At 62.2% G+C, this 17,318-nt stretch carries 13 protein-coding genes and 2 pseudogenes; 9 read left to right on the top strand and 6 right to left on the bottom strand.

Annotation, left to right across the window (positions count from 1 at the left end; all coding sequences use genetic code 11):
* Together ACZ2IA_RS20610 and ACZ2IA_RS20605 are read left to right on the top strand one after the other, a co-directional pair.
* Positions 1–219: pseudogene (locus ACZ2IA_RS20610) on the top strand (hypothetical protein); the annotation flags it as partial.
* Between the two features lie 123 nt (positions 220–342).
* The gene (locus ACZ2IA_RS20605) at positions 343–2,508 is read left to right on the top strand and encodes an adenylate/guanylate cyclase domain-containing protein (RefSeq protein ID WP_470294465.1); all 2,166 of its coding nucleotides are present in this window, start codon (positions 343–345) and stop codon (positions 2,506–2,508) included.
* A 33-nt stretch (positions 2,509–2,541) separates the two neighbouring features.
* Here the strand turns inward: ACZ2IA_RS20605 and ACZ2IA_RS20600 are convergent, their stop codons facing one another.
* The 4 genes and pseudogenes from ACZ2IA_RS20600 to ACZ2IA_RS20585 all read right to left on the bottom strand — a co-directional run bounded on the left by ACZ2IA_RS20600 (position 2,542) and on the right by ACZ2IA_RS20585 (position 6,847).
* Positions 2,542–3,495 (bottom strand): choline ABC transporter substrate-binding protein, encoded by a 954-nt coding sequence (locus ACZ2IA_RS20600; protein WP_470294464.1) that lies wholly within the window; start codon positions 3,493–3,495, stop codon positions 2,542–2,544.
* A gap of 695 nt (positions 3,496–4,190) precedes the next feature.
* A pseudogene (locus tag ACZ2IA_RS20595) lies at positions 4,191–4,457 on the bottom strand (IS481 family transposase); the annotation flags it as partial.
* 89 nt (positions 4,458–4,546) lie between these two features.
* The gene (fdhA, locus tag ACZ2IA_RS20590; RefSeq protein WP_470294463.1) at positions 4,547–5,749 is read right to left on the bottom strand and encodes a formaldehyde dehydrogenase, glutathione-independent; all 1,203 of its coding nucleotides are present in this window, start codon (positions 5,747–5,749) and stop codon (positions 4,547–4,549) included.
* 207 nt (positions 5,750–5,956) lie between these two features.
* Positions 5,957–6,847: a choline ABC transporter substrate-binding protein gene (locus ACZ2IA_RS20585; protein ID WP_470294462.1), complete on the bottom strand. Its 891-nt coding sequence runs from the start codon at positions 6,845–6,847 to the stop codon at positions 5,957–5,959.
* A 339-nt stretch (positions 6,848–7,186) separates the two neighbouring features.
* Between ACZ2IA_RS20585 and ACZ2IA_RS20580 the strand changes: the two genes are divergently transcribed.
* Positions 7,187–8,293 carry a helix-turn-helix domain-containing protein gene (locus ACZ2IA_RS20580; protein ID WP_470294461.1) on the top strand — a complete coding sequence of 369 codons (1,107 nt, stop codon included), beginning with the start codon at positions 7,187–7,189 and terminating at the stop codon, positions 8,291–8,293.
* An 86-nt stretch (positions 8,294–8,379) separates the two neighbouring features.
* A complete protein-coding gene (locus ACZ2IA_RS20575; protein WP_470294467.1) occupies positions 8,380–8,688 on the top strand; it encodes a helicase-related protein in 309 nt (102 codons plus the stop codon).
* A 79-nt stretch (positions 8,689–8,767) separates the two neighbouring features.
* Here the strand turns inward: ACZ2IA_RS20575 and purU are convergent, their stop codons facing one another.
* Positions 8,768–9,631 (bottom strand): formyltetrahydrofolate deformylase, encoded by an 864-nt coding sequence (purU, locus tag ACZ2IA_RS20570; RefSeq protein WP_470294460.1) that lies wholly within the window; start codon positions 9,629–9,631, stop codon positions 8,768–8,770.
* 558 nt (positions 9,632–10,189) lie between these two features.
* Between purU and ACZ2IA_RS20565 the strand changes: the two genes are divergently transcribed.
* From ACZ2IA_RS20565 to ACZ2IA_RS20545, 5 genes are read left to right on the top strand one after another with little or no spacing between them, the layout of a single operon-like run.
* A complete protein-coding gene (locus ACZ2IA_RS20565) occupies positions 10,190–11,443 on the top strand; it encodes a sarcosine oxidase subunit beta family protein (protein WP_470294459.1) in 1,254 nt (417 codons plus the stop codon).
* A 9-nt stretch (positions 11,444–11,452) separates the two neighbouring features.
* Positions 11,453–11,749, top strand: coding sequence for a sarcosine oxidase subunit delta (locus ACZ2IA_RS20560; RefSeq protein ID WP_470294458.1), 297 nt, complete (start codon positions 11,453–11,455; stop codon positions 11,747–11,749).
* Entirely contained in the window at positions 11,746–14,763 is a 3,018-nt protein-coding gene (locus ACZ2IA_RS20555) for a sarcosine oxidase subunit alpha family protein (RefSeq protein WP_470294457.1), read from the top strand. Before ACZ2IA_RS20560 ends, ACZ2IA_RS20555 begins: the two co-directional genes overlap by 4 nt.
* Positions 14,756–15,436, top strand: coding sequence for a sarcosine oxidase subunit gamma (locus ACZ2IA_RS20550; RefSeq protein ID WP_470294456.1), 681 nt, complete (start codon positions 14,756–14,758; stop codon positions 15,434–15,436). Before ACZ2IA_RS20555 ends, ACZ2IA_RS20550 begins: the two co-directional genes overlap by 8 nt.
* A gap of 49 nt (positions 15,437–15,485) precedes the next feature.
* A complete protein-coding gene (locus ACZ2IA_RS20545) occupies positions 15,486–16,454 on the top strand; it encodes a dipeptidase (RefSeq protein WP_470294455.1) in 969 nt (322 codons plus the stop codon).
* Positions 16,455–16,611: 157 nt separating this feature from the next.
* On the opposite strand, the gene ACZ2IA_RS20540 is transcribed toward ACZ2IA_RS20545, so the two are convergent.
* Positions 16,612–17,289, bottom strand: coding sequence for an alpha/beta hydrolase (locus tag ACZ2IA_RS20540; protein WP_470294466.1), 678 nt, complete (start codon positions 17,287–17,289; stop codon positions 16,612–16,614).
* Between the last annotated feature and the right edge of the window lie 29 nt (positions 17,290–17,318).

Genomic DNA, 17,318 nt, shown 5'->3' with positions numbered 1-17,318 from the left:
GCGCTCGACCCGGTGAGCTACCGGCGCATGCTGATCCACAGCATCGATGCCGAAGCCGAGATGGCCCGGCTGGGGGTCTCGAGCAAATTCAACGCCGACTGGGGCTTCCTGCGTGAAGTCTTCGCGCTGGGACGCGAGCGCGCCGATGCCTGGCTGATGGCAAACTTCGACGCGCTGGGACAACGCTCGTCGATAGACATCACCGACACCTTCCTGTGAGCGAGAGCGAGGATGCCATGCCGAATGTCAGCGCCACCCAGCCGATCCCACGGTGCCGGCCCCCGGAAGCTCAGGGCGCGTCATTGAGCGCGCTCGGGCGAGCACTGCGGAGGGAATGACCTCATGTCTGCCCCGCGCCTCAAAAGGCTCTTCCGCCCACCGGCCGCCGTTAGCGGTAAAACCGGAAGCCTGCGGGTGCGGGTGCTGCTGTTGGTGCTGCTTGCCATGCTGCCGATGCTCTTGCTGATCCTCGCCACCAACTTTGTGGAGCGACGCGCGGCGGTGCAGCGCGTCCAGGAGGATACCGTACGCTTGCTCCACTTAACGACCAGCCAGCACGAGCGTTTCATCGAGGGGGCACGGCAATTGCTCATCGCGCTGGCCCAACTGCCGGTGGTGCGTGATCGCTCTGAGGCGGCCTGCAGTACCCTGTTTGGCAATTTCCTCAAGCAATACCCTTTCTATGCCAATCTGGGCGCAGCGGACCTGGAAGGCAATGTGTACTGCAGCGGGCTGCGCCTGGCCGAGCCGGTGAATCTCGCCGACCGTAACTATTTCCAGCGCGCGCTGCAGGACCGTGGCCTGGCGGTCGGGGATTACCAGGTCGGCCGCATCACCGGCAAAGCTAGCGTGAACTTCGGCTATCCGATCCTCGATGAGAACGACCTCCCCAAAGGCGTGGTGTTCGTCGCACTCGATCTGATCTGGCTCGAGCAGTTGGCGAGCGAAGCGCACCTGCCGCCCGATACCGTGCTCATCATGCTCGACCACAACGGTACCGTGCTGTTCGAGCATCCGGATTGGCGACGCTGGATGGGCGTTGCCGAGGAGGGCAACCCGCTGGTCGAAACCATTCTCGCACGCCAGGAGGAAGGCACGGTTGAGCTCCCCAATCTGGAAGGCGTGACCAGTCTGTTCGCGTTCGCGCCGCTGCGCAGCACGCACGGGGTGGTCATCACCAATCAGGAATACCTCGCGGTCGGCATCCCGACCTCGGTGGCGTTCGCGCAGGTGAACCGCGCCTTCGCCTACCGCCTGCTGTTCTTCTGCGCAGTCGCCCTAATCGCCCTGGCTACGGCCTGGTGGTTCGGCGCGGTCTTCATCCTGCGTCCGGCACGCGCCCTGCTCTCGGCCACCGAACGCCTGCAGGAAGGTGATCTGCAAGCGCGCACCGGGCTGTCGCCGGGGTATGGGGAATTGAGCCAATTGGCCGGCTCCTTCGACCGGATGGCCGAGCGGCTGCAGGAACACCAGGCTCAATTGCGCCGTGCGCTGGCCGAGACCACCGAGCTGAAGGATCTGCTCGACAATGTGTTCGCCTCTATCGTCAGCGGGGTGATCACCACCGATCTGCAAGGCAAAATCATGCTGTGCAACCTGGCCGCCTTGCACATCCTGGGGTATCGGGAAGCCGAAGAACTGGTCGGACGCAATATCGTCGAACTCCAGCCGCCGTTGGGGATGGCCCTGATGCCGCACGTGCTGAGCACCGCCCGCACGGACAAGCCGATCATCGGCCTCGAACTTACTCCCACCGTCGCAGGGCGCGGGACTGTCTATCTGCGCTTCAACTTCTCCACGCTCAAAGGCTCGCAGCAGCCGCAGGGCATCGCGATCGTGCTGGACGACGTGACGGAAAAGCGGCTGATGGAAGCACAGCAGCAATTGCTGAAACACATGGTGTCGCCGGCGATCCTGGCGCAGATCGATACCGAGCATTTGCAGCCAGCGGGCAAGCGCACCGAGATCACCACCCTGTTCGCCGATATCCACGGCTTCACCAGCATCAGCGAGCAACTGAATCCGGACGATCTGTTCGGCTTGCTCAACCGCTATCTCGGTGTGATGACGGATGCCGTGCTGGCGCAGGAGGGGACGATCGACAAGTTCCTGGGCGATGCGGTGATGGCTTGGTTCAATGCCCCCTTCCCCCAGCCCGACCATGTAATGCGCGCACTCCGCGCCGCGCTCGGCATCCGCGAGGCCATCCAGGCCCTGCACCAAGAGATCTCCCCGCTGTTTCGCCTCTCCTTCGGTATCGGCCTGCACGTCGGCGAGGCGGTGCTGGGGCTGGTCGGTGGCAAGCAGCGCATGGAATACACCGCGATCGGCGACGATGTGAACATCGCCAAGCGCATCCAGGAACATGCCGGGGTCGACCAGATACTGATCAGCGCTGCCGTCTACGCCCGCGTGCAGGATCAGGTCATCGTGCGTCCGGTGACCGTGATTCAGGTGAAAGGCCGGCAGAAACCGTTGGAAGTGTATGAACTGCTCGGATTGAAGTAGCCCGGTGAACAGCAAATCGGCAAGTTCAGACGCTCACAGGCCCAGGTACTTTTTGACGGCCGCCAGCCCATCCTTGCCATCGAAGGTCCGCACCCCCGCCAGCCATTTTGCCAGCAGCTGCGGATTTTGCTTCAGCCACGCTTTGGCGGTGCTGGTCGGACTTTTCTTTTCGAGAATCGGGATCATCAGGTGATCCTCCATATTGGTGGTGAATTCCAGGTTGGACACCAGCCTGCCGACATTCGGACAGCGTTCCATATAGTCGGTCGGCACCACGGTGAACACCTTGGCGGCACCGAAATTGGGACCAAACACCGAGTCGCCGCCGCTTAGATAGAGCATCTTCATCCGCACATTCATCGGATGCGGCTCCCAGCCGAGGAACACGATCCATTTCTTCTGCCGGATGGCGCGGTTGACTTCGACCAACATACCGGCCTCGCTGGATTCGACCAACCTGAAGTCCTTTAGGCCGAATTCGTTACGCTGGATCATGCGCTGGACCAACGCGTTGCCGTCGTTGCCGGGCTCGATGCCGTAAATCTTGCCATCCAATTCTTTTTCATATTTGGCAATGTCGGCGAAACTCCTCAACCCGCCTTCGGCGACATAATCGGGTACGGCCAGCGTGTATTTCGCGCCGACCAGATTAGGTCGCGGCAACACCTTGACGGTGCCGGCCTTGACGAACGGTGCGATGATGGGCGTCTGAGCCGGGCTCCAATACCCGAGGTACACGTCGATCTGCTTGTTCTTGATGCCGGCGAACGCGATCGGCACCGAAGCGATGATTTTGCTGGGGTGATATCCCAGGCCTTCCAGCACGGTCGAGGCCATGGCCGTCGTCGCGGTGATATCGGTCCAACCCACGTCCGCAAAGCGGACATTGCGACAGCTTTGTGCTTCTGCGGCCTGGGCCGGGATAGCCGAAAGCATGGCTGCCAATGCCGCCAGGCAGCAGCCAATGAACTGGGCAACGCGTCTCATGAAGTGCTCCTCTGGGTTGGATTGAATGCATTTCAAGACGCGGAACGCCTTGGAACAGCACAGGGTTCAACCGCTGCCCCCCATTTTCTCTACGTCGTTCGTTTGACCCGCGCTGGTGCTCCATTGGCATCCGGTGACAAAGTAGATGCTGGCATGGCGCATGGATGGCATGGTAAGCAAGCATTCCTTTCTAGCTTAGGATCAATCAGCCAACATGCCGGACGCGCTCTGGTTTGCCAGGCTTTCAAACAATAACGATGAAGTAGCTGTCGCATCTCGGACAATTGGATAGCCATTCGCAGCTACCCACTCTTCCTTGCCAGAGACGTTTTAAGTAGTCTGCGTCAGTCCGTTGCAGAGGCCCGATCTTGAACATCCATCTCCATAAGAATGCGCGTACCACGCCCGCTGTCCGCGCCTACATTCGCAACTCCAACAAGACCCAGCACGAACTGGCCGAGGAGTTCGGCGTTGGCATCGGTACCATACGCAAGTGGCAGCGTAGATGTCACCCTGGTCAAAACTCAATGAGCAAACCCTCGGTTATCTGGTCAATTTTCAGTGAGCGTCAACAACTCAGGCCTCCATTCGGGCCATTAAGCGCGCCAGAAAGCACTATGAGGCCGAGCAGCCGTGTGCGGGTTGGCTTCGTTCATGTCCTCGGACAGCAGGTTGCCGTCGTCGAGGGCCGCGTCGGCTTGCGCCGTCGCGGGATAACGCTCGGGCAGGATTTGGGCAAACACCCAGCGGGAGGCGCAGTCGATGGCCACAAACAGGTATTGACGATGGCTTTCGTCCGGCATCTGCGGTAGGTACTTCACGTCGATGCGCGCAAAGCCGGGCGTGTAGGCTTTGAAGGTTTTGGGCGGGGAACTGAGCGGCTCCGACTTGGTTTCAAGATCGGCCAGCCGCGCCACGCCATGACGCCGTAAACAGCGATCCAGGCCGGCACGCGAAACCTTGGCGTTGGTTACGCCCTACGGGTTTCTGAGCAGAATGAAATGGCGGAAGGCAAAAGCCTTCCGCCATTTTTGTTGATGCCCGACTTGGGTCAGGCGGCCGTCTTCAGCAAACCGTGCGGATCGAGCACAAACTTGCGCGGCGCGCCGGCATCGAATGCCTCGTAACCCTTGGGCGCGTCGTCCAGCGAGATGACCTGCACGCCCACCACGTCGGCGATGTTGATGCGATCCCACAAGATGGCCTGCATCAGCGCACGGTTGTACTTCATCACCGGCGTCTGCCCGGTATGGAAGCTGTGCGACTTGGCCCAGCCGAGGCCGAAGCGGATACTCAGGCTGCCGTGCTTGGCGGCGGCATCCGCCGCGCCCGGGTCCTCGGTCACATACAGGCCCGGAATACCGATCTTGCCGGCGGCGCGCGTCACCTCCATCAGCGAGTTGAGCACGGTTGCCGGCGCCTCAACCTGCGAGCCGGAATGGCCGTGACCACGCGCCTCGAAACCCACCGCGTCGATCGCGCTGTCGACCTCGGGCGTGCCTAGGATCTGCTCGATCTGCTCGCCAAGGGTGGCATCGAGCGACAGGTCCACAGTATGGAAGCCGACGCTACGCGCGTGCTCGAGCCGCTTCGGATTCAAGTCGCCGACGATCACCACCGCGGCGCCCAGCAGGCGCGCCGACGCGGCCGCAGCCAAACCGACCGGGCCGGCACCGGCAACGTAAACGGTGGAGCCCGGGCCCACGCCGGCGGTCACCGCCCCGTGGTAGCCGGTCGGCAGGATGTCGGACAGGCAGGTCAGGTCGCGGATTTTCGCGAAGGCCTGATCCTTGTCTGGGAAGCGCAACAGATTGAAGTCGGCATACGGCACCATCACGTACTCGGCCTGGCCGCCGATCCAGCCGCCCATGTCCACATAGCCGTAGGCTCCACCGGCGCGCGACGGGTTGACGTTCAGACACACGCCGGTGTGCTGCTCCTTGCAGGTGCTGCAGCGCCCGCAGGCGACGTTGAACGGCACCGACACGATGTCACCGACGTGCAGGGTCTCGACGTCGCGTCCCACCTCGATCACCTCTCCTGTGATCTCATGGCCGAGCACCAAGCCTTCCGGCGCCGTGGTACGGCCACGCACCATATGCTGGTCGGAACCACAAATATTGGTCGACACGACGCGCAGGATCACGCCGTGCTCGATCTTCTTGCCGAACGGGTTGGCAAGCTTCGGGAAGTCAATGGACTGCACTTCAACTTTGCCAGGACCTACATACACAACCCCGCGATTACTAGCCATGGTAGTTGTCTCCTTTATCCTTAGGGTGGGTCAAACTGCTTGGCGGCACCGGGCCGACGAAAGCATCGCGCACGCCGAGCGCCGGCCAGGCGGGCACGACAAGCTGCATACCCGCTTCGAAAGAAGACGTGATACGCAGCTTGCCTTGCTCAGGCTGGCTTGTTCCTTGATTGAATTGCGATGGGTCGGAAACTCTGGTGGCAACGCTTACTGTGCCAGCGACTTGCTGACTGCACTCAAACCGTCCTTGCCGTCGTAGGTGGTCACGCCGGCGAGCCAAGTCTTAAGCACCGCGGGGGTTTTCTTCAGGTAGTCACGCGCGGCGGTCTCGGGATTAACCTTGTCCATGATCGGACCCATCACGCGGTTTTCCATGCCGGTGGTGTAGTGCAGGTTGTTAAGCAGACGGGTGACGTTGGGACAGCGCGACTGGTAGTCGGTGGCCGTGGCGGTATACACCTTGGCTTCGCCATAGTTGGGGCCGAACACGTCGTCGCCGCCGGACAGATAGGCCATCTTGAACTTGACGTTCATCGGATGTGGCTCCCAGCCGAGGAACACGACCCACTGCTTCTGGCGGATGGCGCGTTCCACTTCTGCCAACATGCCCGCCTCACTCGATTCCACCAGTTTGAAACCGGCCAAATGGAACTGGTCCTTCTTGATCATGCCCTGGATCAGGTTGTTGCCGTCGTTGCCAGGCTCGATACCGTAGATCTTGCCATCCAGTTTGTCCTTGAACTTGGCGATATCGGCAAACGATTTGAGACCGGCGGCCGCTACGTAGTCCGGCACCGCCAGCGTATATTTGGCGCCGACCAGGTTGGGCGTAGGCAGCACCTTGATCTGCCCGGCCTTCACAAAGGGCTCGACAATCGGGGTCATGCTTGGGTTCCAGTAGCCCAGAAACGCATCGATCTGTTTGGTCTTGAGACCGGAAAAGGTGATCGGCACCGAGGCGATCGTGGTCGTCGGCTTGTAGCCAAGCCCTTGCAGCACGACGCTCGCCATAGCAGTTGTCGCCGCGATATCGGTCCAGCCTACGTCGGCAAAATGCACCGCCCGGCACTGGGGTGCTTCTTGCGCCAGCGCCGACATTGCGACGCCACCCAGCACCAGTGGGCCCACCAATTTGGTCAACTTCATGACGTTCCCTCTTCTCTTTAAGAATTGTCTTCAATGACTCAAGTGGTCTAGCCACACACTGTTGTCCCGCTCGGGCCAATGCCGGCTATGACTGGTTCAGATTGCCACTTCGCACCACAGCGACTTACCTGCTGACGACCGATATTTGGCGGAAAGCGTCATTTTGTGGCACAACAAGCAGCGAGCAGATCCATAGCCCACCTAGCTACCATGATGCATGCAGTCGCACCCGTAAGGCCGGTGGTGTAAGGTGCGAGTCAAACAATTCACCATCAGTTAAAGGGCAAGCCGATGACCGAAGACACTTTTGCCACGCGCCTCAAGGGCGTGCTCGACGGCAAACGGATCATGTTGAAGCAGGTGGCCGAGGCGCTGTCGGTATCGCCGTCGGCGGTGCACAAGTGGACGCGCGGCGGCGAGATCGAATACGAGCGCCTGCTGGCGCTGGCGCGCTTCATCGGCGTCAACTGGCTGTGGCTGCGCTACGGCGAACAGGCGATCGCCGACCTCGAAGCGAGCAGCGCGACCGACCCGCACATCAAGGAACTGCGCCAGAAGCACCTGGCCGAGATCATGGAAAACGAGGCGCGGATGAAATTCGCGCAGGAGGTGTCCGGCATCGTCACCTGGGAGTGGAATGTGCTGACCGACGCGCTCACCTACTCGTCGAACGACGAGGCGCTGTTCGGCCGACACATCCGCTCGATGGACGATTTTTGGGCCTGCGTGCACCCGGACGATGTCGCGCGGCTGAAGGAAGTGCTGCAACGGAGCCTCGCGGCGCAGGAGATGCACGAGTGGGAATTCCGCATCGTCGTCGCTGACGACACCCGCTGGATCTCGTCGCGCGCGACACTGGTGCGCGACGTCGAGCAGCGCCCGGTGAAGATGATCGGCGTCAGCCTCGACATCACCGAGCGCCGGCGCGCCGAAGCGGCGCTGCGCCAGAACGAGGCCCTCTTGGCCAAGGCGCAAGAGATCGCGCACCTGGGCGGCTGGTACTGGAACATCCAGACCGACGACTGCTCGTGGACCGACGAGGCATACCGGATCTTCGGCTGGGCCCCGCAGGCGTTCAAGGTGACGATGGAGCGCTACCTCGCCTCTATCGTCGAGGAAGACCGCGCCCGCATCGAGGCGGCGATCCGCACCGCGATCGTCGACAAGCAGCCGTACCGGGTCGAGTACGCGATCCTGCTGCCCGACGGCAGCCGGCGCGAGATCCGCGAGGAAGGCGAGGTAGGCTTCGACGAGAACGGCCGCGCGCTGACGATGATCGGCGCGTCGCAGGACGTCACCGGCCAGAAACTGGCCGAGCTGGCGTACCGCGAGAGCGAGGAGCGCTTTCGCGCGACCTTTGAGGGGTTATCTCACGAAACGGAAAAAATCGTACGCTAACTGGCGGCTTCGTTGGTGCCGCTTTCCGCGCTCAGCAGTTCGAACACTGATTCGGCCGCCAGCATGCCGGTAAGCGTCCGGCCCGGATCGCTGCCGATATTCGCAGCGCCTACAGTGCCGGTCGCAAAGTGCTCGTGCTAACCGAACGCGCCGAGCACATCGAGATCCTGCGCGAGTCCATCGGCGATGGCATCCCCCAACTGTTCATCCTGCACGGCCGGATGTCGCGCAAGCAGCGAGGAGTAGTGGTCGAGTCACTCAATGCGCTAGACGGCGATACGCCGCGGGTGTTGCTGGCGACCGGCAAGCTGGTCGGCGAGGATTTTGATCATCCACAACTCGACACCATGGTGCTGGCCATGCCGATTTCGTGGAAGGACACATTGCAGCAGTAAGCGGAACGGCTGCATCGCGAGCACACCACCAAAACCAATGTGCTCATCATTAGGCAACCGGCGGTTGCACATTTAGGGACTAGCGCAGTACTACCGTGCGGTGGCCGTTGAGGAACACGCGCCGTTCCAGGTGGAAGCGCACCGCACGGGCAAGCGCCAGGCATTCCATGTCGCGCCCGGTGATCTGCAACTGCTCGGGGCTGAAGGCGTGGTCTACGCGCTCGACCACCTGCTCGATGATCGGCCCTTCGTCCAGATCGTCGGTGATGTAGTGGGCGGTAGCGCCGATCAGCTTCACGCCGCGCGCGTAGGCCTGATGATACGGGCGCGCACCTTTGAAGCCGGGCAGGAACGAGTGGTGGATGTTGATCGCGCGCCCGGACAGCAGGCTCGACAGCTGCGGCGACAGCACCTGCATGTAGCGCGCCAGCACCACCAATTCGGATCGGGTTTCTTCCACCAGCGCGAGCAGTGCGGCTTCCTGTTGCGGTTTGGTTTCATGGCTGACCGGCAGATGATGGAACGGCAGACCGTGCGCGGCGGCGATGTGGGCCAGATCGGCATGGTTGGAGACGACGGCGGTCACTTCCATGCCGAGGTCGCCGATGCGCCAGCGGTACAACAAGTCGTTCAGGCAATGGTCAAGCTTGGACACCATGATCAGCACGCGCGGCTTTTCTTGGCCGTCGTACAGCTGCCAGTGCATGTCGAACGGCTGGTTCATTTGTGCGAGTTGTTCGCGCAGCGGGCCGGGCCGGAAGGTGTCTTGCAGTGAGTGGAACACGCAGCGGACGAAGAAGCGTTCGGTGTCGGGGTCGTCGAATACGGCGAGTTCATCGATATAGCAGCCTTGCTGGTCGAGCAGTTGCGAGACGCGGGCGATTTGGCCGGGCGCGCTGTGGCAATTGAAGGACAGGATGTGGTGGTGTCGGTCTTGGGCCATGGCGTGGGTGTCGGACCGGCGGGTCCGCTCCTCCTCGGTGGGTCAGGGGAATATGGGTCCACGATAAAAGAGTCGTCTTTGATTGGCTGACTGTAATGCGCCATTTTTTGGTGGTTTTTGGACATGGCTGGGCTTTCTCCGCGCTGGGCCGCAGCGCAATCGGCAAACATGCAGGACACTCGACACCTTGATCCGACGCTCCTGAAAGCAGAACCAACCATTCCAATCCACCATGACGACTTCATCATCGGGACAGCGCATACCGTGGCATGCGGCTCCTTGCCGAATCGTTTTCGGACGGGCACCCGAAGGGTGGCAATCTCGGGGCGTCCTTTGGGACGAAGGGGGTTTTGGATAAGCAAAGCCCCCTTCCCGCTAGCCGGGCGGAACCAGCCATCTTCGCCAAGCACCAGCTTTGCAATCAAAATCAATCCGCCATTTGCCACGACAATGTCGCTCGTGTCGAAAATCGACAAGTCGCCGTCCTCTACAGTCAATTACCGATGGCTCGGGTCGCCAAGAATGCTCCTACCCCGCCACTTCTTTACGGACCCGTCCATGGCAAATCGTTACTCTTTCTGGAGCCTGTTCAAACACGGGCTCAAACATCATGAAAGCTGGCAGCCTGCCTGGCGTAGCCCGCAACCGCGTTCCCGTTACGACGTGATCATCATCGGTGGCGGCGGCCATGGTCTGGCGACAGCTTATTACTTGGCTAAAAACCACGGGGTGAAAAACGTCGCGGTGCTGGAAAAAGGCTATCTGGGCGGTGGCAACACGGCGCGCAACACCACCATCGTGCGTTCCAACTACCTGTGGGACGAATCGGCGCATCTATACGAACACGCTCTGAAGCTGTGGGAAGGCCTGTCGCAAGATCTCAACTTCAACGTGATGTTCAGCCAGCGCGGGGTGATGAACCTGGGCCACACGCTGCAGGATATGCGCGACATCGAGCGCCGGGTGAACGCCAACGTGTTGAACGGCATCGACGGTGTGATCCTGACGCCCAAAGAGATCCAAGAGATCGTGCCGCTGATGGATATCAGCAACAAAACCCGCTATCCGGTGATGGGCGCCAGCTACCAGCCGCGCGGCGGGGTGGCGCGGCATGACGCGGTGGCCTGGGGCTTTGCCCGTGGCGCCAGCGATCTAGGCGTGGACTTGATCGAGCAGTGCGAAGTCACCGGCATGATCATCGAAGGCGGCCGCATCAAGGGCGTGCACACCACCCAGGGCGATATCTACGCCGACCGGGTGGGCTGCGTCGCCGCCGGCAGCACCTCTACGCTCGCCAAGATGGCCGGTGTGCGTCTGCCGCTGGAAAGCCACCCGCTGCAAGCGTTCGTATCCGAGTCGATGAAGCCGTGTCTGGATACGGTGGTGATGTCGAACGCGGTGCACGGCTACGTCAGCCAATCCGACAAGGGCGAGCTGGTGATCGGCGCCGGTATCGACAGCTACCTCGGCTACGGCCAGCGCGGCAGCCCGCATGTGATCGAACACACCGCGGCGGCGATTATCGAGCTGTTCCCAAGCTTCTCGCGCGTACGGATGAACCGCCAGTGGGGCGGCATCGTGGACGTGGCGCCGGATGCCTGCCCGATCATCGGCAAGTCGGCGATCAAGGGTCTGTATTTCAACTGTGGCTGGGGCACCGGCGGCTTCAAAGCCACGCCGGGTTCGGGCCACGTGTTCGCCCACACCATCGCCCACGATGCGCCGCATCCGCTGAACGCCGCGTTCGCGCTGGACCGTTTCAACACTGGCCACCTGATCGACGAGCACGGCGCTGCCGGCGTCGCGCACTAGGAGAACCTCATGCTGATGATCCATTGCCCGCACTGTGGGGCAACCCGTGAGGAAGAAGAATTCAGCTACGCCGGCGAGGCTTACATTCCCCGCCCACTCAAGCCGGAAGACGTGAGTGATGCGGAATGGGGCGACTACCTGTTCATGCGCAAGAACACCCGCGGCTGGTTCTTTGAGCAGTGGCTGCACGCCGCCGGCTGCCGCAAGGTAGTGGTGGTTAAACGCCACACCGGGAGTTATGAAATCGCCGGCAGTTGGACGCTGGCGGAAGGCAAGCAGCACTACCTGAAGGAGGCCGAGGCATGAGCGGCTATCGCGTAAAGCGCAAAACCCAGCGCATCAACGAACAAGCGCCCTGTCAGTTCAAGTTCGACGGCAAGAAGCTGAACGGCTTTGCCGGTGACACCCTGGCTTCGGCGCTGATCGCCAACGGCGTGCAGCTGATTGGGCGCAGCTTCAAGTATGGCCGTCCGCGCGGCATCGTCGGCCACGGTTCGGAAGAGCCGAACGCGCTGATCCAGCTGGAAACCGGCGGCTACACCGTTCCGGACTTGAAAGCCACCCAGGTGGAGCTGTATCAAGGCCTGTCGGCGACCACCACCACCGGCTGGCCGTCGCTGCATTTCGACGCCAAGGGCTTGCTCGGCAAGCTCGGCCGCTTCATGCCGCCCGGCTTCTACTACAAGACCTTCATGGCCCCGATCGACGCGTGGCCGCTGTATGAAAAACTGATCCGCAACGCCGCCGGTTACGGCCGCGCCCCGGTGGATCCGGACCCGGAATTCTACGACCACCTGCACCACCACGTAGACGTGCTGGTAGTGGGCGGCGGTGCATCCGGCTTGTGGGCCGCCACCCTGGCTGGCCGCGCCGGTTTGAAAACGCTGCTGGTCGATGAACAGAACGAAGCCGGCGGCTGGCTGCTGTCCGACGCGCACGCCGAAATCGACGGCCTGCCGGCAGTGGCCTGGGTAGAGCAACGCCTGGCCGAGCTGAACAGCCTGGCCAACGTCACCGTACTGACCCGCACCACCGCCTTCGCGCTGCACGACAAAAACCTGGTGCAAGCGCTGGAGCTGGTGCAAGACCACCTGCCGATCACCGCCCGCGACAAAACCCAGCCGCGCCAGCGCTTGCACAAGATCCGCGCCCATCAAGTGGTGCTCGCTTCCGGCGCGATCGAACGTCCGCTGGTGTACGGCAACAACGACCGCCCCGGCGTGATGACCGCCGCCGCCGCGCAAACCTATCTGAACCGCTACGGCGTGGCGGTAGGGCGCAAAGTGGTGCTGATGACCAACAACGACGCCGCTTACGACGCTGCTATCGGCCTGGCCGAAGCCGGCAGCCGCGTGAGCCTGGTCGACACCCGCCTGCGCGGCGCGGCCGACTGGCGTAGCGAAGCAGCGCGCAAGGCCGGCGTCAATCTGCTCACCGGCTACGGCATCGCCCAAGTGCTGGGTGGCAAGAGCGTGTCCGGCGTGCAACTGGTTAAGCTCGACCCACACAGCAACAAGGTGATCGGTAAAGGACCGATCATCAGCGCCGATGCGGTGCTGTCCTCAGGCGGCCTGACCTCCACTGTGCACCTGTTCTGCCACAACGGCGGCCGCCCGTTCTGGAGCGAGGAGCGCCAATCGTTCGTCACCCCGGAAGAAGGCCGCGAAGGCATCGCCTGCGTCGGCGCGATCACCGGTCGCTGGGGCTTGGGCGAAGCGTTGGCGCAAACCCACGCCGCGGTCAGCGCGGTGCTGGTGAGCGCGCAAAAAACCGCCAACGGTGAAGCTCCGCAAGTGGACGACCGCGAGGTCGCTCCGGCGCGCCGCATCTTCCGCGTGCCGGACGGCAAGCCGGAAGGCCACGGCGCCAAGGCCTTCGTCGATTATCAGAACGACGTGTCCGCCGCCGACATCCATCTGGCAGTGCGCGAAAACTACCGCTCGATCGAACACGTGAAGCGCTACACCGCGCTTGGCTTCGGCACCGACCAAGGCAAACTGTCCAGCGTCAACGGTTTTGCCATCGCCGCCGAAGCCTTGGGCAAACCGATTGCCGACGTCGGCACCACGACATACCGCCCGGCTTACACCCCGGTGACGTTCGGTGCGCTGGCCGGCAGCCATGTGAACGACACCTTCGACCCGCGCCGCTACACCGCGATGCAGTCTAGCCACACCGCGCGTCGCGCCGAGTTCGAAACCGTCGGTCAATGGATGCGTCCCTGGTACTTCCCGAAGGGCAATGAGACGCTGCACCAAGCGGTGGACCGCGAGTGCCTGGCCACCCGTAATTCGGTGGGGGTGATGGACGCCTCGACCTTGGGCAAGATCGACGTCAAAGGCCCGGACGCGCGCGAGTTCCTCAATCGCATCTACTCCAACGCCTGGAGCAAGCTCGACCCGGGCAAGTGCCGCTACGGCCTGATGCTCGATGAAAATGGCATGGTGATGGACGACGGCGTGACCGCCTGCTTGGCGGACGACCACTTCCATATGACCACCACCACCGGCGGCGCTGCGCGCGTGCTCGGCTGGATGGAGCGTTGGCACCAAACCGAATGGCCGGAGCTGAAGGTGCGTTTCACCTCCACCACCGACCATTGGAGTACCACCGCCGTGGTCGGCCCGAACAGCCGCAAGGTGCTGCAAAAACTGTGCAGCGACATCGACCTGTCGGCGGAAAGCTTCAAGTTCATGGACTGGCGCGAAGGCACGGTGGCGGGCCTGCCGGCCAAGGTATTCCGCATCTCGTTCTCCGGTGAACTCGCGTACGAGATCAACGTCGACGCCAGCTACGGCCACTACATGTGGGAACAGGTGATGCAGGCCGGCGAAGAGTTCGGTATCACCCCGTACGGCACCGAAACCATGCACGTGCTGCGCGCCGAGAAGGGCTTCATCATCGTCGGTCAAGACACCGACGGCTCGATGACGCCGATTGACCTGGCGATGGGCTGGGCAGTCGGCATGAAGAAGCCGTTCAGCTTCCTCGGCAAGCGTTCGCTGTCGCGTTCCGACACTACGCGCACTGACCGCAAGCAGCTGGTTGGCCTGTATACCGAGGACCCGAACGTGGTATTGGCCGAAGGCGCGCAGATCCTGAATACATCCAAGCCGGTGCTGCCGGCCGACATGCAGGGCCACGTTACCTCCAGCTACCACAGCGCCTTCTTGGGCCGCTCCATCGCCATGGCGGTGTTGAAAGGCGGGGCGCAGCGCGAAGGCGACACCGTATACGTGTCGGCCGGCGGCAAGGTGCACGCCGCGCGCGTAGTGTCCTCCGTATTCGTAGATCCAGAAGGGGTGCGCCAACATGCCTGATACCCGCTACCAACCGTACCTGCAGTCTCCGCTGCACAACTTCAATCTGGCGGCCGAGGCGGTCGCCCCGGATGCGCGGCAGCTCGTGCGTGCTAACGAACTGCCGCTGTTGGGCTACATCGTGCTGCGCGGCGAACTGGCCGATCCGGCCGTCGCCCAGGCGATCAAGCAGGCCACCGGTTTCGCGGTGCCGGCCGCTGCCAGCTTCGTCAGCGGCGAGGCCGGCGTGCTGATCTGGCAGTCGCCGGACGAATGCCTGTTCGTTACCGCGCGCAGCAGCGTGCCCAAGTTGCTCGAGAGCTGCGCCAAGAGCTTCGCCGGCCTATTCGCCCAAGCGGTGGACAACAGCGGCGGCCTGACGACGGTGCACCTGTCCGGGGCCGAGCACGTCACCTTGCTGCGCCACCTGGGCGTGTACGACTTCGAGTCGATCGCGCCGGGCGATGCGGTCAGCACCGTGCTCGGCAAGGCCGGCGCCATCGTGTGCCGTGTCGAGGACGACGGGGTGTTCATAGTGTTCCGCCGCAGCTTCGCCGACTACCTGTGGCTGCTGCTACGCAAGGCGGCGATGCCGTACCGCTTCGCGGTCGTCAAGCTGCCGGCATCCGGCAAGCACCCGTTCCTGCGCCTGGTGGGTGCCGGCGCTACGCCAAAACTCGCCGTGATGGCCTGATTTTCCTGTGAAGTTCGAACGCGGGCGGGGGTGCCCGCAAGGAGCCAACATGACACTGCACGACAATGCCGTAGTGATCGACGGTCTGATCATCGCCAAGTGGGAGTGCTCGGTTTTCGAGGATATGCGCAAGGGCGGACTGACTGCCGCCAACTGTACCGTATCGGTATGGGAAGGCTTTGCCGACACCGTCAACAACATCGCCGAGATGAAGCAGAAGATCCGCGACTACGGTGAAATCCTCAGCCTGGTGCGCACCGCCGCCGACATCCGCAAGGCGAAGCAAGAAGGCAAGACCGGCATCATCCTCGGCTTCCAGAACGCCCACGCGTTTGAGGACAACCTCGGCTACATCGAGGCGTTCGCCGACATGGGCGTGCGCGTGGTGCAGCTGTGCTACAACACGCAGAACCTGATTGGCACCGGCTGCTACGAGCGCGATGGCGGCCTGTCCGGCTTTGGCCGCGAGGTGATCGCCGAGATGAACCGCACCGGCATCATGGTCGACCTGTCGCACGTCGGCGGCAACACCTCGAAAGAGGCGATCCTCGAATCGAAAAAGCCGGTGTGCTACTCGCACTGCCTGCCGTCCGGCCTAAAGGAACACCCGCGCAATAAGAGCGACGAAGAACTGAAGTTCATCGCCGACCATGGCGGCTTCATCGGCGTCACCATGTTCCCACCGTTCCTCAAGCGCGGCATTGAAGCCACGGTGGACGACTACGTCGAGGCGATGGACTACGTGATCAACCTGGTCGGCGAGGACTGCGTCGGCTTCGGCACCGACTTCACCCAGGGTTACGACAAGGGCTTCTTCGACTGGATCACCCACGACAAGGGCCGCTACCGCCGCCTGACCAACTTCGGCCCCATCCTGAACCCAGAGGGCATCCGCACCATCGGCGAAACACCCAACCTGACCCGCGCGATGGAAAACGCCGGCTGGAGCGAAAGCAAGATGCGCAAGGTGCTGGGCGAGAACTGGCTGCGCGTGTTCGGCGAGGTGTGGGGCGAATAACGCCGGACAATTCGTAGGATGGGTGGGGCGGTACGCGCTACCCATCGGCATCTCTGGCAAAAAAACGGCTTCAGCCGCGACCCGAGTCCTAAAGCTCAAATCGCGGCTGAAGCCGTTTTTGCATTGGCAGGCAATTGCACCGTATTGGATCGGAAGATTAGAGTTTACTAAGCCAATTCGCCGCCACCGCAGCAGCGCCCGTATCGGCAACCAGCCCTAGATGGCTCACGCCATCTAGAACGGTGACCGACGCATTAGGCACCCAGCATTGGCAAGTTGGAGCAAACTGCGCCGCCTGAAAAGCTTCATCATCCGCGCCCACCATGACCAGCAGCGGAACCGAAATCGCACGCAAATCTGCCTGGTAATTGCGCGGGGCGAAGCCGGTCATCAGCCGAAAGCTGTAGCTAAGCGTCTCGGTGCCATCACGATATTGAGCGGGCATATTGAAGCTCAACACGCGTGCGTGATTGAAGAAACGGATGCCAAAGTCGTTGAGCATGGCAATCGGAATGATCTTGGCCAAATCGGGCCTGACCCATCCACCCGAGTTGGGTCTAGCTGTCGGCGCGTTGTACCCCAAATAGGGCGCCAGCAGCAGATATGCCGCCGCCAGTTGGCCGTACCGGCTGCCGGCAAAACGCAGCGCCAAACCGCCACCGGACGAATGGCCGCCAATCACCACGCGACGGCCAGGCCCATTCTTGGACGCCAAGTGCGCGATGAAATCGGCCAGATCATCCTCAAGTTGCGCGATGTAGTCGATATCGCCGCGTCGGCTCGGCGAAGCTTGCCATTCACCCGGGAAAAAGGGGACCGGGAAAAGGAGGTAGATTTATTTTTTTGTTTAAGGTCTAAAGGGTT

This window comes from Crenobacter sp. CS_VA4, from assembly GCF_055597485.1.
The sequence above is the reverse complement of the archived record's forward strand: the minus strand, read 5'-3'. Positions and strand labels throughout refer to the sequence as shown.